The organism is Actinoplanes sp. NPDC049548 (assembly GCF_040676695.1).
GTDB lineage: Bacteria > Actinomycetota > Actinomycetes > Mycobacteriales > Micromonosporaceae > Actinoplanes.
The window spans coordinates 140,613-156,640 of record NZ_JBFAPM010000018.1 but is presented as its reverse complement, the minus strand read 5'-3'; the positions used below and the strand labels follow the sequence as shown (position 1 = coordinate 156,640).

General features: G+C 71.4%; 13 protein-coding genes. 4 read left to right on the top strand and 9 right to left on the bottom strand.

Going from position 1 to position 16,028, the window contains the following annotated elements; translation table 11 throughout:
• The first annotated feature begins 4 nt into the window (after window positions 1–4).
• Entirely contained in the window at window positions 5–436 is a 432-nt protein-coding gene (locus AB0J80_RS29450) for an ATP-binding protein (protein ID WP_364711259.1), read from the top strand.
• Window positions 437–561: 125 nt separating this feature from the next.
• Here AB0J80_RS29450 and AB0J80_RS29445 read toward each other — a convergent pair whose 3' ends face one another.
• The 4 genes from AB0J80_RS29445 to AB0J80_RS29430 form a co-directional block, all read right to left on the bottom strand.
• Entirely contained in the window at window positions 562–861 is a 300-nt protein-coding gene (locus AB0J80_RS29445) for a hypothetical protein (RefSeq protein WP_364711257.1), read from the bottom strand.
• Window positions 862–900: 39 nt separating this feature from the next.
• On the bottom strand, window positions 901–2,550 hold the full coding sequence (locus tag AB0J80_RS29440) for a methyl-accepting chemotaxis protein (RefSeq protein ID WP_364711255.1): 1,650 nt from the start codon (window positions 2,548–2,550) through the stop codon (window positions 901–903).
• Between the two features lie 12 nt (window positions 2,551–2,562).
• A complete protein-coding gene (gene ngcE, locus AB0J80_RS29435) occupies window positions 2,563–3,963 on the bottom strand; it encodes an N-acetylglucosamine/diacetylchitobiose ABC transporter substrate-binding protein (protein WP_364711253.1) in 1,401 nt (466 codons plus the stop codon).
• A 131-nt stretch (window positions 3,964–4,094) separates the two neighbouring features.
• The gene (locus AB0J80_RS29430; RefSeq protein ID WP_364711250.1) at window positions 4,095–5,114 is read right to left on the bottom strand and encodes a LacI family DNA-binding transcriptional regulator; all 1,020 of its coding nucleotides are present in this window, start codon (window positions 5,112–5,114) and stop codon (window positions 4,095–4,097) included.
• A gap of 577 nt (window positions 5,115–5,691) precedes the next feature.
• Here AB0J80_RS29430 and AB0J80_RS29425 point away from each other — a divergent pair.
• From AB0J80_RS29425 to AB0J80_RS29415, 3 genes are read left to right on the top strand one after another with little or no spacing between them, the layout of a single operon-like run.
• Entirely contained in the window at window positions 5,692–7,269 is a 1,578-nt protein-coding gene (locus AB0J80_RS29425) for a glycosyltransferase family 2 protein (protein ID WP_364711247.1), read from the top strand.
• Between the two features lie 46 nt (window positions 7,270–7,315).
• The gene (locus tag AB0J80_RS29420; RefSeq protein ID WP_364711245.1) at window positions 7,316–8,146 is read left to right on the top strand and encodes an HlyD family efflux transporter periplasmic adaptor subunit; all 831 of its coding nucleotides are present in this window, start codon (window positions 7,316–7,318) and stop codon (window positions 8,144–8,146) included.
• Complete coding sequence (locus tag AB0J80_RS29415; RefSeq protein WP_364711242.1) at window positions 8,146–10,446, top strand: glycosyl hydrolase; 2,301 nt, start codon at window positions 8,146–8,148, stop codon at window positions 10,444–10,446. Before AB0J80_RS29420 ends, AB0J80_RS29415 begins: the two co-directional genes overlap by 1 nt.
• 4 nt (window positions 10,447–10,450) lie before the next feature.
• Here the strand turns inward: AB0J80_RS29415 and AB0J80_RS29410 are convergent, their stop codons facing one another.
• The 5 genes from AB0J80_RS29410 to AB0J80_RS29390 form a co-directional block, all read right to left on the bottom strand.
• A complete protein-coding gene (locus AB0J80_RS29410) occupies window positions 10,451–10,969 on the bottom strand; it encodes an inorganic diphosphatase (protein WP_364711239.1) in 519 nt (172 codons plus the stop codon).
• A 2-nt stretch (window positions 10,970–10,971) separates the two neighbouring features.
• Window positions 10,972–11,757, bottom strand: a complete 786-nt coding sequence (locus AB0J80_RS29405; RefSeq protein WP_364711236.1) for an HlyD family efflux transporter periplasmic adaptor subunit — start codon at window positions 11,755–11,757, stop codon at window positions 10,972–10,974.
• An 11-nt stretch (window positions 11,758–11,768) separates the two neighbouring features.
• Complete coding sequence (locus tag AB0J80_RS29400) at window positions 11,769–13,436, bottom strand: glycosyltransferase family 2 protein (protein WP_364711233.1); 1,668 nt, start codon at window positions 13,434–13,436, stop codon at window positions 11,769–11,771.
• Between the two features lie 76 nt (window positions 13,437–13,512).
• Window positions 13,513–14,445, bottom strand: coding sequence for a glycoside hydrolase family 16 protein (locus tag AB0J80_RS29395; protein WP_364711230.1), 933 nt, complete (start codon window positions 14,443–14,445; stop codon window positions 13,513–13,515).
• An 11-nt stretch (window positions 14,446–14,456) separates the two neighbouring features.
• Window positions 14,457–15,932: a glycosyltransferase family 2 protein gene (locus AB0J80_RS29390; protein ID WP_364711227.1), complete on the bottom strand. Its 1,476-nt coding sequence runs from the start codon at window positions 15,930–15,932 to the stop codon at window positions 14,457–14,459.
• Window positions 15,933–16,028: the final 96 nt, after the last annotated feature.

Here is a 16,028-nt window from a genome sequence, read left to right as displayed (position 1 = left end):
TGTCATGGCGGATCCGACCCGCGAGCACCCCTCGCTCACCATGGCGCGTCCCCTGCTCGCGGCCAGGTTCGACCTCACACTCCTGCGGCAGGTCCGGCACGACGTCGAGGCCGTCAGCCGCCGCTGCGGCCTGGAGGACGAGCGGGTCGACGACTGGATCACCGCGGTCAACGAGCTCCTGATCAACGCCATCCGGCACGGCGGCGGCCACGGCACCGTACGCCTCGCGGCAGCCGATCGCCTCACCTGCGAGGTCCGCGACGAGGGGCCGGGTTTCGACGCCGCGGCCCATCTGGCGCGGCTGCACCGGCCGGCCCTCTCGGGCACCGGCGGCATGGGACTGTGGGTGGTGCGACAGCTCGCCGACTACGTCAGCGTCGACAGCGGGCCCTCCGGGACCACCATCCGCATCGCCGCCCGCCGCGAGCCGGCCTGAACCAAGCCCGGCGCCGATCGTTCATCCGGGTATGAACGATCTCGCCGCTCGTGGCATCGCCGCCGTCATCCGCCTGGCCGGCTTCGGTTACTGGCTCCTCTGGCGCCGCCACGCCCGGCGGTGACTCACCGGTCGGCCAGCCCTCGCTCCCAGCGCCGGCGCCGTTCCTCGGGCGTCTGCTCCCACCACGGCGTACCACGTTCGCCGAGTGCCACCTTGGCTGCGTGGACGCGGGCGCGCGCGGCGGCCGGGTCCTCGCCGGCACGCAACGCCGTCCCCACGTCGCGCCGGGCGGCCATCAACGCCCGGCGCAGCGCCGCGGCGACGTCCTCGGGGATCGCCGGGTCGGTCGCCCGCCAGCGGCGGCCGCGCACGATGATGTAGCGCCCGTCCTCGGTGGTCTCCGGCCGGTCCTGATCCGTCATCGGGGCTCTCCCTTCCCGCCGGGGCCCGCGGGCGGGAGCTCAGTGCGCGGCGTCGGCGCCCACCCTGAAGCGGCCGACCAGCGTCTGCAGGCGCTCCGAGACCAGGGCCAGCTCGTCGGCGGACGACCGTACCTGGCCGATGCCCTCGGCGGTCACCTGGGTGGTCTGCGCGATCAGGCGGACGTTGCCGGCGATGCGCCCGGTGCCCGCGGCCGCCTCGGTGATGTGGCGGCCCATCCCGGAGGTGGTGCTGCTCTGCGCCTGCACCGCGTCGGCGATGGTGCCCTGGTGCTTGTTCACCTCGCCGATGACCTCGCCCGTCGCCGAGATGGCCGAGACCGCGCGCTGGACCTCGTCCTGGATCGCGGTGATCCGCCGGGTGATGTCCTCCGTCGCCTTCGCGGTCTCCTGGGCCAGCTCCTTGACCTCCCCCGCGACGATCCCGAAGCCCCGGCCGGCCTCGCCGGCCCGGGCGGCCTCGATGGTGGCGTTGAGCGCGAGGAGGTTGGTCTGCTCGGCGATGGCGTTGATGATCGCCACGACGTCGGTGATCGCCGCGGACGACTCCCCGAGCCGCGTCACCGTTGCCGTCGCGTCCTCCGACCGGTCGACGGCCATGCTGCCGGCCGTGCTCGCTTCGGCGGCGCTGCGGGCGATGTCGCTCACGGAGGCGGTCATCTCCTCGGTGCCGTCGGCGACCGTGTGCACGTTGCGCGACACCTCCTCGGCGGCGGCAGCCGCCGCCTCCGCCTCCTCGTGCGCCTGCCGGGCGCTGAGCGACATCTCGTTGCTCACAGTGGACAGCTCCTGCGCAGCGGCCGCCGCGCTCGTCGCCGACTCCGCGATCTCCCGGACCAGGCGGGCGATGCCGTCGACGAAGCGGTTGAACCGGCGGGCGAGATCGCCCACCTCGTCCCGGCGGGACTCGTCCACCCGCCGGGTCAGGTCCCCGTCCCCGTTGGCGATCTCGTCGATGCGATGCGACAGCTCGTTGATCGGAGTGGTGATGCCGCGGGTCAGCCAGAGCGCCAGAAGCACGAGCGACACGACGGCGAGCGCGGTGCCGCCGAGGACGACCGAGGCCGTGGCGGTCGCGGCCGCCTCCGAGGCATCCTGCTTCTGAGCCACCACCTGTCGCTGCGCGGCCAGCATCTTGTCCACGACGGTCTGCACGCCGCCCATCAGGCGCCGGCCCAGGTCCGTGGACTCCAGCGCGCTCGCGGCGGCGAAGCCCTGGCTGCGGCGGGCCTCGATGATCCGTGACATGAGCGCGAACCGGGCGTCGACCAGCGGACGCAGCTCGCGGAGAAGGTCCCGCTGGACCGGGTCCGACCGGGTCGAGGCGGTGACCCGGCCGATGACCTGGTCGACCGACCGGCGCGCCGCGTCGAACGGCGCCAGCGCGCCCTTGTCGTCGGTGATGAGGTAGCCGCGTTCGCCGTTCTCGGCCTGGGCCAGCGTCACACCCAGTGTCTGCAGGTCGTCCATCACGCCGCGGGCATGCGTCACAGCGTCCTCGTTGGAGAGCAGGCGTCTGGTGTTGTAGTAGGAGACGCCGCCGACCGCGGCCAGCAGCACCAGCGCTACCGCGAATCCCGCGATCAGCCGCCGGCCGATGGTCCAACGCCAGCGACCCCGCGCCGGGGTCGGCGCGGTGGCCCGCCTGCTGGGGCGCTTGAAATGGCGCACGTGACCTCCAGGCTATTCGTCCCGGGTGTACTTGGTGATGGAGGAATCCTTGGCGACGTCGTCGGCCGCCCGCTGAAGCCGGGCGGAGAAGTCCTCCGGCTTGGTGATCGCGCCCGACATCACCTCGGCGATGGCGGCCTGCCAGGCCTTGTCCAGGTCGCCGTACCAGTCGTTGAACCGCCAGCTGATGGTGTTCGGACCGGCCTGCTTCATGACCGCCGCGGCCGAGGACAGCCCCGCGGAGCCGGTCACGGCGTCCGCCGCGCCGGCGACACAGGACAGTGACCGGGTCAGCTCGGAGAACTTCCGCGCGGCCGGGCGCGAGAGCATGATGCGCAGGTACTCCAGGCCGCCGGCCTTGTTGGCCGCCTTGGTCGGCACGACGAACGCGCCGGCCGCCGAGGCACGCACCGTCTCGTACGGCATCTTGTCGCCGGCGCTCGCACTCCACACCGGGGCGATGGTCAGCTTCACCTCGGCGGGCAGGGTCTCCTTCATCTCGTTCTCCAGCCAGGTGCCGCACGGCAGGATGGCGGCCTTGCCGTCGATCAGCGCCTGCTGGGACTCGGTGTGGGAGAGCTTGTCGCTGCCGGGCAGCACGTAGCCCTTGCGGACCATCTCGATGACCATGGAGATCGCGGTCCGGACCGCGTCCTGGCGCCAGGCGCCCGGCTCCAGGTTGTCGATCCGCAACGCGGCCTCCCGCCCGCCGATCTTCTGGATCCAGTCGGCGATCGGCCAGCCCATGTAGTACGGGTACTGGCCCGCGTGCGCCCACGGCGCCACCCCGGCGGCCTTCATCTTGGGTGCCAGCGCCAGGAACTCGTCCCAGGTCTTCGGCGGCTGCCAGCCCTGGCGGTCCCACAGCGCCGCGTCGCGGAACAGGCCGAAGACGGTCAGCGCATAGTTCAGCGAGTACAGCCGGCCGTTGAAGGTGCCGGCGGTGACCGTCCCGGGCAGCAGGGCGTCGCCGACCTTCGCGGCCGGGTCGTCCAGACTCGGCGCCTCCAGCAGCTCCGTCAGATCGCACAGGACGCCCTCGTTGACGAGCGTGCCGAGCACGAAGGCGTTCGCGCCGTCGTTGTTCATCACGTCGGGCGGCGTACCGTGCAGGAACCGCGGATCCAGGTCGTCGCGGATCGTCTTGGTCGCCGTGTGCTTGACCTTGGCGCCCGGGTGCCGCTCCACGAACATCGCCTCGTGCGCCTTGGCGTAGTCCTCGCCGAAACCTCCGTTGAAGATGACGACGTCGAGGGGACGGGCCGCGGGCTCGCCGAAGTAGTCGGCGGCCGCGGCCGCTCCGGATCCGTTGTCACACCCGGCGAGGAGCGGGTACGCGGACGCGGCGAAGGCACCCCCCGCAGCCGCCCGCAACAAGGTGCGGCGCGCCAGCACACCAGGGAACTCCGGCATCGGGACGCCACCCTTCCCGCCTACGCGGCGCAAAAATTGTCAGACATAGTTGGGCAAACCGCGAACCGCAGTCAGAGTAGAGCGATGCGGGTGGGCCGGGGTCCGCGATCGAGGAAACTAAGGAAGTTTCGTCAGGCCGACTCGCGGACCACCAGCTCGGCGGCGAGCACGACCGCCGGTTCGACGGCCTCACCGGCCGCCAGGCGCAGCACCTGGCGCGCCATCGTCCGGCCGATGTCCAGGATGGGCTGGTGCACCGTGGTGAGGGCGGGGTCCGCGTACCAGGCCATCGCGGTGTCGTCGAAGCCGATGACCGCGACGTCGTCCGGCACCCGCCGGCCGGAGCGGCGCAGGGTGCGCAGCGCGCCGTTGGCCATCAGGTCGGAGGCTACGAACACCGCGTCGAGCCGGGGGTCCTCCGCCAGCAACCGCGCCATCCCCGCCGCGCCGGACTCCCGGGTGAAGTCGCCCACGGCCTCGATGGGCCGGCGCCCGCGGTCCTTGATCTCGATGCGGTAGCCGGTCAGGCGGTCGACGCCGCCCGCGCTGCGCTGCGAGCCCGCGATCGTGGCCACCCGCTGCCGCCCCGACTCGAGCAGCCGGCGTACGGCCAGCCGGGCACCGTCGACGTTGGCGACGTCCACGTAGGGCACGGGCCGGGTGCCGTTCGGACGTCCGTTGGTCACGACCGGAACACCCATCCGGGCGAGCGTACGGGTCAACGGGTCCGTTCCCGAGGCGGACGCCACCAGCGCGCCGTCGACGTGACCGGCGGCGAGGCGGCGCCGGATGCGGTCCAGGCTGTGCTGGGAGTTCATGACCTCCAGGACCATCTCCTTGCCGGCCGCGTCCAGCTCCTGGCTCACCCCCTGCACGAGCGTGGGGAAGAAGGTGCTGTCGGAGAAGGTCTGGCCGGCCGACTCGGTCAGCACGAGCGCGTACGAGTCGGTCCGCTGGGTGACGAGGCTGCGCGCCGCCCGGTTCGGCACGTACCCGAGCTCCGCGACGGCTTGCAGCACCCTCTCCCGCATGTCGGCGTCGACCTTCATCGAGCCGTTGACGACGCGGGAGGCCGTGGCCCTGGACACGCCGGCCCGCCGGGCGACCTCCTCCAGCGTCGGCCGGTACGCCGCCGCGTCCGGCGCGCTCATCGGGCAACCCGCCGCCGGCCGGATGGAGAATGCAGATTTCGCATTGAGGTCATGCGCCGGTCACCTTACTGGCTCAAGGGTTCGAGGAGTAACGCCGCAATCGGCATCGCCGCGCCAATGTACTCAGCCGGCGACCCTCCGGCGGTCGGCGGGGTGCGAGTTTCGGATGGTGCAACGAATCGATAGCGGAAACATGCTTCCGATTCTTGAAATCCACGTCTCCGGCGCACCGTGACGAATATCGCGTCCCGCCGTCGACAACGCTCTGAACTGCCGCTGAACCGAGGAGGCGGCGCGCCCGCGGCGACGTGTGATGAACATCGGATTTACGCCCCGATACAAGAGCGTTTCCGGGCCCGTACGTGTCCCGGGTCACCTCATTTGCAATGACCGCCGTCTACCCCTAACGTTTTTCCGGTGCCGCTGCCGGCAGCTCATCACGCCACGATGATCGCCGTTTTTACCACGGAGAAACATCGATCGAATGCCCCCGCAATGCCGCGGGGCGCCGGCGATCGCAGCGGGGGCGATCGCCCTGTCCTGACCTCGCGCCTGTGGAACCCTCTTTGGAGCCACCATGCCGACCACTGATCCCCCGACCCGCACAGCGGCCGCAGCGCAGCGGCAGGCCTGGCGGCCGCTGCAGCGGTCCACCCGGATCGCCATCTTCGGGGCGCTGCTGGCGACGCTGTTCTACCAGAGCTTCCTGCTGGACCCGCAGTATCGCGGGCCGGTCTGGCTCTGGGCCGCGATGCTGCTGGCCGAGGGCCTGACCGCCATCCACGCCATCGGGACGTGGTGGACGATCCTGGCCCACGACAACCGCGACGAGCCCGTGAACGTGACGGTGCGGCGCAACCGGCTGCGCGCCGGCGCCGACGTGCCCGGCATCGACGTCTTCATCACGGCCTACGGCGAAGCGCCGGAGCTGGTCCGCACGACGCTGCGCGCCGCTCGCGACATGGTCCTCCCGCACCACACCTGGGTGCTCGACGACGGCGACAGCGACGTGCTGCGCGACATCTGCGCCGACGAGGGCGTGGGCTACCTGCGGCGCGACGGCGGCCTGCACGCCAAGGCGGGCAACGTCAACGCGGCGCTGGCCCGCACGGCCGGCGAGTTCGTCGTCATCCTCGACGCCGACCACGTGCCGGAGCCGACGTTCCTGCTGCAGATCCTGCCGCACTTCGAGGACCCCGACGTGGCGTTCGTCCAGTCGCCGCAGTCGTACACCAACCGGACGAACCTCGTCTCCACCGGCACCTCGGAGGCGCAGCGCATCTTCTACGAGCTGGTGTGCCCGGGGAAGAACCACTTCAACGCCGCGTTCTGCGTCGGCACGAACGTCATGTTCCGGCGTGCCGCCCTCGAGGAGATCGGCGGCATCGCGACCGGCAGCAACTCCGAGGACATCTGGACCTCGCTGGAGCTGCACCGGCGCGGCTGGAAGTCGATCTACGTCCCGCAGGTGCTCGCCCGGGGACTGGCGCCCACGGACGTCACGTCGTACCTGAAGCAGCAGCTCCGCTGGGCGAGCGGCGGATTCGAGGTGGTCCTGCGCGGTGGCCTGTTCCGGCGCGGGAACGGGCTGACGATCGACCAGCGGCTGCAGTACCTCTTCGTCGGCACGCACTACCTGCTGTCGCTGGCGATGCTGACGTTCATGGTGCTGCCGGCGCTGTACCTGCTGTTCGCCCTCAGCCCGATCCGGGCCGACGGCATCACCTGGGCGACGCACTACGTGCCGTTCCAGATCATGGTGCTGGTCGTCACCTGGCTGCAGTCCGGCGGGTTCAAGGGCTCCGCGATCGTCGCCAGCATCGGCGCCGCGCCGGTGCACGCGCGGGCGTTCTGGGCGACGCTGCGCCGCAAGTCGGCGAAGTGGAGCGTCACGAACCAGGCCGGCACCGGCACCCGGTCGCTCTGGGCTGTGATGCCGCAGCTCGCCCTCGTCGTGCTCAACGTGACCGGCATCGTCGTCGGTCTCGTCGTGATGGCCGACCCGGCGCCGACCTGGCTCTCCGTCGCCTGGGCCTCGATGATCGTGCTCATCCTGGGCCGGATCATCGTCGAGTCGGTCACCGGCCGCGAGGACGAGCCCCCGGCGCCGGTCGCCGCGCGCGAGAACGCGCCCGCGACGGCCGCCGCCCGCTGACCGCACCACCCATCGGACCTGTTCCGCCGTTCAAAGGATGACCGTCATGACCAGTGTGGTCGAGCACGACCATCGTGAACCATCGCCCCAGCCGCTCGCCCCGATGCCGCCCGTGACCGCGGAGCCGGCACCGCCGGGAGGTGGCCGGCGCACCGTGCGGTCGAGGATGCCCGCGGTCCGAACCTTCCTCGTCACCGTCGTCCTGCTCGCCGGCGCCGCCGCCGGAGGAACCTATGTGGTCAGCCACCGGCTCGCCGAGAGCGCGTTCGTGACGCTCGAGGACGCGGTGCTGACCGCCGACGCGCTCCCGGTCGGCGCCACCGGCTCGGGCGTGGTCACCGAGGTCCTCGTGTCCGAGCAGACCCGGGTCGCCGCAGGCCAGGAGCTGGCCCGGGTACGGCTGGCCGAACAGCCCGAGCGGTCCACCCGGCAGAAGTCGGCGGTGGAGGTCCTGCAGGCACCGACACCCGGCACAGTGTCCAAGGTCGACGTCGCGGTCGGCGGCGTGGTGGGCGCGGGTGAGCCCGTCGTCACCCTGTACGACCACACGAAGCTGAGCTTCCACGCCAAGGCCACCGAGGAGCAGCTGCGCGAGCTGCGGCTCGGGATGGCAGCGCGGATCACCGGTCCTGGCCTCACCCGGCCCGTCGCGGCCGTCGTGGATCACGTCGAGGCCCGGATCGGCCCGGACCCGCTCCTGGACGCCCCGCTGACCGAGGACCAGAAGGCGACGCACGAGCAGCTCACGGTCGTGCTGGTCCCCCGTACCGACGCCGTCGACACGGTGAGCGCCCTGGTTCCCGGCCTGCGGTTCACCGCGGACATCGACACCAAGACCGCGGTGGGCAGGACCCCCGCGGTGAACGGTGCCGGATGATGGCCCGCCTCCGGCGGATCATGACCGCCGCATGTGTCCCGGCCGTCCTGCTCACCGCCGCGTGCGAGCCGGGAGCCGGCTCCGACCGCACCGTGCCCGACCCCGCTCCCCCGGTGTCCGGGGCCCTCACCGAGGGCGCCGCCACGACCCTCGTGGGGCGTCCGGCGCCGGGCGGCAAGGCGCGCCTCGCCGACGCCCTGCCGGCCACCGCGGGCCCGCAGAAGACCCCGGTGCAGGCCGGCAAGCCGCTGGCCGGGCAGGCGCTGCCCACCAACCAGTGGTGGAGCTCCGCCCTGACCGGCCCGCTCTCCCAGCCGATCTGGGCCCACCCGCTGGCGCTCAAGAACACCGCCGCCGGGCTGGCGGTCAGCGCGGCCGCCCCGGCCGCATCGGCGCGGGCGGTGGTCACGCCGTTCCAACCGGCGCTGAGCGCGGGCGGGGCGATCTCCTCGCTGCGGGTCACCGGGTACGGCGCCTTCCACGTCGTCCTCACCGCGGAGCTTCGCGGCGGCGGCACCATGGAGGCCACCCTGGTGCAGGGCAGCCCCCTGCTGTACCTCACCTTCCGCGACGCCACCCCGTCGCTGACGGCCGGTGGGCCGGTCCGGCGGGTCGGCGGCACGGGACCGCTGGCCCAGCTCACCGTCGCGGGGCAGCGCTGGGACGTCCAGGCCCAGGACGGCGCGGGCTGGCGCCAGGAGGGTGACCGGCTCACCGTCGACCGGCCGGGCCACAACGCGATCGTGGTGGCCCGGGTGCCCGACGGCGCGGACGACGCCCAGTGGACGGGGGCGCTGGCGGACGCCGCCGGTGACCCCGTGATCCGCAGCACCGCCAACATGGCGTACGACGGGACGACCGGCACGGTCACGCAGACCCTCCGCGCCGAACGCCGGTCCGGCAAGCCCGGGATCTGGGCGCTGCTGCCGCACCAGCAGGCCGGGCTCGTGCCCGGCGGAGGCCTGGAACCGCTGAAGGGCAGCTACCCCGACGCCCGCGGGTCCCTGTCGGTGGCGCGCAGCCTCGACGTCCGGGTCCGGGTCCCGATGCCCGGTCTCGTCACCGAGGCGCCCATGCTCCCGCTGACGCGCACGGCCCGCGCCGCCGTGCTCGCCGACCTGGACAAGGATCTGGCCGACAAGCCCGCACCGGCGAACGGGGGCAGCTACTTCGGCCTCAAGGAGCTGGCACGCCTGGCCACGGTCGCGGAGGTCGCCAAGGCCATCGGTGCGCCGGACCAGCAGCAGGCCGCCCTCAAGCGCCTGCGGGCGGGACTGGTCGACTGGCTGACGTACAGCGGCCCCGGCGACGTCCGCTACTTCGCCTACGACCGCGTCTGGGGCGGGCTCATCGCCGTGCCCGCGGAGTTCGGCAGCGGCGACTACAACGACCACCACTTCCAGTACGGGCATCTGGTCCGCGCGGCAGCGGTGCTCGCGGAGGCCGACCCGGCGTTCCTGCGCGACTACGGCGGCGCCGTCGACCTGGTGGTACGCGACTACAGCGGCTCCCTGGCCGGCGAGGGCGCGGACGGGTTCCCGCCGTTCCGGGCGTTCAACGCGTACCTCGGGCACTCGGCGGCGTCGGGGTTCGCCCCCTTCGCCGACGGCAACAACCAGGAGTCGTCCAGCGAGGCGGTCGCGGCGTGGGAGGCGGTGACCCGCTGGGGCATCGTGTCGGGCGACGCGCAGCTGACGACGTACGGTGTCACGCACTACGCGCTGGAGGCGGCGACCGCCCGCCGCTACTGGCTCGGCGAGGAGGGGCAGCGGCCGGCCGGGTACGCCCACACCGGCGCCGGCATCGTCTGGGACTCCAAGATCGACTACGCCACGTGGTTCGACCCGAAACCGGAGTCCATCCTGGGCATCCAGCTGCTGCCGCTCACGTTCGGCTCGTTGTACCGCGCGAATCCCGAGCGGGCGGCGGCGAGGTCGGCCGAGCTGGCCCGGGACGTCGGCGGGAAGCCGCGCGCGTGGGGTGACCTGTTCGCGGCAGACCTCGCCGTGGCCGATCCCGCGGCGGCCAGACGCCGGCTCACGCCGCAGCTGCCGCGGGAGGAGAGCACCAGCCGCGCGATGGTCCGCTACTGGATCGAGATGCTGGACGCGTACGGTCCGCCGCAGCCCGCGGTGGTGGCGGACGGCCCGTACGGTCTGGCCTTCGGTGACGCGGACCATCCGCGCCTGATGGCCACCAACCCGACGGCGGCCCGCCGGCAGGTGACGTTCCGCAGGAACGGCGAGATCGTCGCGACGGTGGCCGTCGACCCGGGCCAGAGCATCGTCCGGCAGCCGTGACGCCTCACGGCAGGGCGGCGGGCCGCACCGGCCCGCCGCCCGCCCGCGCCCGCTCGAACGACCGCACGATCTCGGCCTCCGCCTCGGACCGGCCGGCCCACGGCTCGTCGTTTATGTGGACGCTCTTGCCGGGCTCGACCGCCTTGTACACCTCGAAGAAGTGCTTGATCTCGAGGAGCAGGTAGCGGTCCAGGTCGGTGATGTCCTGAAGGTGGACGAGCCGATGGTCGGCGGTGGGTACGCACAGCACCTTGGGCGTCGGGCCCTGTTCGTCGCGCATCAGGAACAGCCCGATCGCCCGGCTGAGGACCAGGCAGCCCGGGAACGTCGGCTCCTGGACGAGCACGATGGCGTCGAGCGGGGTGCCGTCGCCGGCCAGGGTGTCCTCGATGAAGCCGTAGTCGGCCGGGTACTGGGTGGCCGTGAACAGCGTGCGGTCGAGGTGGATCCGGTGCGTCTGCACGTCCACTTCGTACTTGTTGCGGGTGCCGCGGGGAATCTCCACCGTGACGTCGAAGTCCATGATCAGATCCTTCCCAGCGACACCAGTCGCGCGGTTCCGGGAACGCCGGTGGTGGTGTCGACGTAGCCGGTGAAGCGCAGCCCCGGCACCAGCCCCCGGACGTCGTCGGCGGTGGCGGGTACCAGCACCAGCGTCATCGCCCGCGGGTTGTCGGCCACCGTCGTCACGGGGTCGCCGACGCGGGGGACGACCCGCTGCACGACTGCGTGGATCTTGCGGTTGATGCCGTCGGTCTCCAGGACGGCCTGCATCTTCGGGGCGATGTCGGGCAGGTCCTCGAGCGGTATCTTGGTCTCGAACCGGACCTGCGCCGGGTCGTAGAGCCGAACGAACGGCTGGCCGGGACCGATCGTGCTGCCGACGGTCACCGGCAGGTCGACGACGATCCCGGCACTCGGTGCCGTCACGTCCACTTTGGTGGTCTTCGGGTCACCGTCCGAGTCGGTCGTGGCGACCGCGATCGTGCCGAGCTTCTGCTTGGCGGCGACCTGCTGCTGCGCCGTGACGGCCACCGCAGTCACCTGGCCGACCTGGGCCACCTCGACCGGGATCGGCTGGGCGGTGAGCGTCACCGTCCCGAGGTCGATGCGGGCCGCATCGGTGGCGCGGGCCGAGCTGATCCGCAGGAAGAGCGCGACGGCGGCGGCGAGGAGTACGAGCACGATGAACCGCGCCCGCCATTTGCGCACTCGGGCGCGGGTCTTTCCGGGAGGCGGCGGGGGCGGCACGCGGGGGGCCTCGATGGGGTCGGCGCTGTCCTGTGAACTTGTTCCCGTCGGTTGCACCATGACGACTCCCTTCAGGCGGGCGGGGACGGCGGGGCCGGGGTGGCGGACTCCACGGCCGCGACCACGAGCTGGTCGTCGGCGTCCGACCGGGCGGGCCACGGCAGAGCGCGGGCCAGCAGCGCTCCGGCCTTACGGCGCTCGAGACGCTGCCGGATGACGTGCGGGGCGATGACCGCTTCGGCCACGACGCGACCCAGCACCACCACGTAGATGACGGCCCAGCCGATGGACAGGCCGACGGCCGCGACGTCGGTGCCGCGCAGCGGCAGCATGCTCAGGCCGACGGCCACCGCCACCGCGTTGAGCAGCAACAACGCGACGTGCGGCAGGACGAGCTCCACGCCGGGCAGACCCTTGGGACCGGCGTTCGTCACGGTCCACCGCACCTTGCGCTTGAAGATCGCCATGACCAGGGCCTTCACGTGCACCGGCGCGGCGGCCATGCTCGTCACGATCGCGGCGGGCTTGAACCCCCCGAGCTGCATCACCGTGACCAGCACGATGAGCAGGTAGAAGGGGGCGTAGTGGACGATCCAGGTGCTGATGTCCGACCGGATCGGGCTCAGGCCGAACAGCAGGTAGACGGCCGGCAGGCACATCAGGATCAGCGCGGCCAGCGAGAGCAGGTAGTTCACCCCGGCGAGCAGGTACTGGAACCGCTGGTCGACGGTCAGGCCCTTGACGCGGAACAGCCCACCGCGAAAAAGGACCTCGAAGGCACCGTACGCCCACCGGAACTGCTGCTTGAAGTACGACAGCAGGCTGTCCGGGGCGAGGCCGCGCGCGAGCACCTCGGGGATGAACCAGGAGCGCCAGCCCCGCCGGTGAAGCTCGATCGAGGTCCAGATGTCCTCGGAGTTGCTGGCGACGTACATGCCGCCGATCTGCTCGAGGGCGGCGCGCCGGAAGATGACGTTGGTGCCCACGCAGAAGACGGCGTTGAAGTAGTTCCGGCCCGGCAGCACCAGCTCGTAGAAGATCTTCTGGGACTCGGCGGAGCCCTCGGCGACAAGCCCGCGGGCGCTCGGGAACGCCTGCGGCGTCTGCACGAACGCGACACCCCGATCCTGCATGTGGGGCAGTGCGCGGACCAGGAAGTCCGGGCTGGGGACGTGGTCGGCGTCGAAAATGACCATGAACTCCCCATCGGTACGGCGCAGAGCGGCGTTGATGTTGCCGGCCTTGGCGTGCAGGTGCTCCTTGCGGCGCAGGTAGCCGACCCCTTCGCGGGCGGCGGCGTCGCGCAGCTCGTCGCTGTCACCGTCGTCGAGGATCCAGGTCCGGTGCTCGACCGTCATGTCGCGGGCCGCCCGGACGGTGACCAGCACGATGTCGATCGGTTCGCCGTACACGGTGATGAACACGTCGATCGTCGGCTTCAGGTCGCCGGACAGCAGCCGGCGCCGCCAGGCGTACACCTCGGGCGGATCGGGTTGCGGCGTGTGAACCAGGACCGTCCACCACATCGCCAGCGCGTTGAAGATCGTGATGCCCTCGGCGAAGAGCACGAGGATCCACACCCACGTGTTGCCCCGGTACGCCGGGTTGAGCAGGAAGATCATGTAGAAGAGCGTCACGCCCAGAGCCAGGAACACGGCGACCCTGGTGGACCGTTGCATCGGCCGCCAGTCCATGTTGTCGGGGGTGCGGGTCGCGGGCATCGGCGATTCGTTGGTCATCGGCGCCACCTTCCTCGGTCAGGCGCGGATCCGGTTGCGTTCCCCCCGTACGTCAGAGATAACTGTCGATCTACGGTCAGCCGCGGCCGGCGGCGGTCCGCACCGCGACCCGGTCGACCAGCATCGGCACGCCGGGCTTCGTCGCCGGCGTGGGGCCACCGCCGAACGGCGCCGGGAAGGCGCCGCCCATGGCGACGTTCAGGATGACGAAGAAGCCGTGGTGGTTGGCCGCCGACCAGGTCGCCTGGTCGACGCGGTCGGCGCGGACGGTGAAGGTGTTGCGGTCGTCCACGTACCAGCGCAGCTCCTCGGGGCTGACGCTGCGGTCGTGCTCGATCGCGTACGTGTGGTACGCGGTCCGGCAGCCGGAGCAGGGCAGCTCGCCGCTGCCGAGGCCGGTGGTCTCGTTGCACGGGCCGCCGATGGGCGTACCGCAGTGCAGCGTGTGCCAGACGGAGTCGCGTCCGTTGACGTTCTCCATGATGTCCCACTCGCCGATGTGCGGCCAGTTGGTGGCCGCCACCGGACGGGCCGGCTCCCCGAGCGCCCAGAACGCCGACCAGTACCCCGCCGCCTGCGGCCCGGTGACGTCCGGCATGCGCAGCGAGGCCTCGATCCGCACCGCGCCGCCGGCCGGGGCGGCGAAGTCCGTCCGCCGGGACTCCACCCGCGCCGACGTCCAGCGCCCGGCACCGCCGCCGGCCCGTAACGGCACGATCGCGAGGTGCCCCGCGCCGTCGAGGTGCACGTTCGCGGCGGCGTCCGTCATGGTCTCGACCTCACCGGTCCCCCACTGGCTCGCCCCGCCGCGATAGCCGGTTCCGGTGCTGAGGATCCAGTCGCGGGCGGACGGGCGGCCGCCCGCACCGCCCTCGAACTCGTCGTTCCACACTAGCTTCCAGGCCAGTGCCGCGCGGGAGGGCTGCGGCGCGGTGGGCGCCTCGTCGGTACACCCCGCCAGGGCGAGAACCAGCGTTGCGATAAGAATCCCGGCCTTGGTCCGGCTCATGAGCGACCATCTCAACTCTTCAACGAGGCGATGAGCATCGATGGGATCCACAGTACGGCGTAAGTCGTGATCAGAGTACGCGCGGCGGATCCGGGTGCGATCCGGTACACCGTCGCATAGGCCGCCACCAGGAGCAGGAGGGTCACCAGACTGAGCGCGCGGATGCGCCGGGCGCCCCGGACCCGGACGCGGCTCTTGCGGCGGTTGGTCTTCGGGGTGACGAACCAGGTCTGGGCCATGCGGCGGAAGCCCTTGATGTTCGCGATGGCGTACGTGTGCACCACGGACAGCGCGATCCAGCAGGCGGCGGGGATGAAGAGCAGGTTGAGCCACGCCCGCTTCTTGACCGCCGCGACGATCAGCGGCAGGACGCCGCTGAACAGCGCGACCACCATCGTGAGCGCCAGCGCCGAGCCGGCCCAGCCCCGCACCAGGCCGAGCCCGGCGCACAGGGCCGCGAGCAGGCCCCAGGCGACGGACACCTCGATGCCGAGCGCCGCCGTGTAGTAGGCGTTCTGGCGCAGCAGGCTCAGCTTGGTACGCCAGTCGAGCCGCGAGCGCAGGACCGGCACGAGGTACTCCCTGAAGGTGCGCGCCGAGCCGATCGCCCACCGCTCCTGCTGGCGGCGGAAGGCCTTGTAGTTCGGCGGCACCTCGCCGACGTTGGCGACGGTCTCCAGGTAGACCCCCCGGTATCCGCCCAGGTAGAAGCGGTTGGACAGGTCGATGTCCTCGGTGAGGTGGCCGGCCTGGAAGCCGCCGACGGCCTCCAGCGAGCCCAGGTCGAACAGGGTGCAGCAGCCCGAGAAGAGGATCATGTGACCGAGGCGCTGCCGGCCGGCGAGGTCGACCAGGTAACAGGCCTCCTCGTTGATCGCCAGGCAGCGCTGGAAGTGGTCGGCGGGGCCGTGGTGGTAGAGGCGCTTCGTCTGCACGTACCCGATCGCGGGGTCCGCCTGGATGACCTCGAGGCAGCGCTCGACGGCGTCGGCCTGCGGGCGCCAGTCCGCGTCGAGCAGGTACATGTAGTCGAATCCACGGTCCCGCAGATAGCCCTCGAGCGAGCTCAGATTTCCGGCTTTGAAACCGACGTTGTCGGCGCGGTGAAAAAGCACGAAACCGTCGGACTCCCACACTTCCACGTCGGTTTCCCCATATGTGGCGCCGGTCACCCGGCGGCAGCCACGCTCGACGGCCATCCGGCGCAGCAACGCGATGGTCTCCGGGTCCTTCGAGTCGTCGCCGACGATGACGGTCTTGCCCGGGTAGGACAGTCGCTCGCAGGCGGCCACGGTATCGGCGATGACCTCACGCTCGTTGAAGGACACCACCACGACGGCGACCCGCGCCCCCGGGCGCGGCACGACGGTCGGGATCCGCGACGGAAACATCGCGGCGAAGGAGTAGGCGTAGTTGTACGCCGCGAACCAGCCGAAGTAGACCAGAAGTAGCAGAGTACCGGCATAGAGAACAGTGGAAACGATCACCCGGGAGAATGTACGCGGGCCATATTCCCTCGGTATTTCAATCCATTGTCAACACAACACCGGTATTGACATCGATGCCACTTGGAGCGAAAGCTC

Coding starts and splice junctions, on each gene's coding strand:
- ngcE (WP_364711253.1), bottom strand. CDS start 3,963: ATGCCGGAGTTCCCTGGTGTGCTGGCGCGCCGCACCTTGTTGCGGGCG.
- AB0J80_RS29450 (WP_364711259.1), top strand. CDS start 5: ATGGCGGATCCGACCCGCGAGCACCCCTCGCTCACCATGGCGCGTCCC.
- AB0J80_RS29445 (WP_364711257.1), bottom strand. CDS start 861: ATGACGGATCAGGACCGGCCGGAGACCACCGAGGACGGGCGCTACATC.
- AB0J80_RS29420 (WP_364711245.1), top strand. CDS start 7,316: ATGACCAGTGTGGTCGAGCACGACCATCGTGAACCATCGCCCCAGCCG.
- AB0J80_RS29400 (WP_364711233.1), bottom strand. CDS start 13,436: ATGACCAACGAATCGCCGATGCCCGCGACCCGCACCCCCGACAACATG.
- AB0J80_RS29425 (WP_364711247.1), top strand. CDS start 5,692: ATGCCGACCACTGATCCCCCGACCCGCACAGCGGCCGCAGCGCAGCGG.
- AB0J80_RS29410 (WP_364711239.1), bottom strand. CDS start 10,969: ATGGACTTCGACGTCACGGTGGAGATTCCCCGCGGCACCCGCAACAAG.
- AB0J80_RS29430 (WP_364711250.1), bottom strand. CDS start 5,114: ATGAGCGCGCCGGACGCGGCGGCGTACCGGCCGACGCTGGAGGAGGTC.
- AB0J80_RS29395 (WP_364711230.1), bottom strand. CDS start 14,445: ATGAGCCGGACCAAGGCCGGGATTCTTATCGCAACGCTGGTTCTCGCC.
- AB0J80_RS29415 (WP_364711242.1), top strand. CDS start 8,146: ATGGCCCGCCTCCGGCGGATCATGACCGCCGCATGTGTCCCGGCCGTC.
- AB0J80_RS29405 (WP_364711236.1), bottom strand. CDS start 11,757: ATGGTGCAACCGACGGGAACAAGTTCACAGGACAGCGCCGACCCCATC.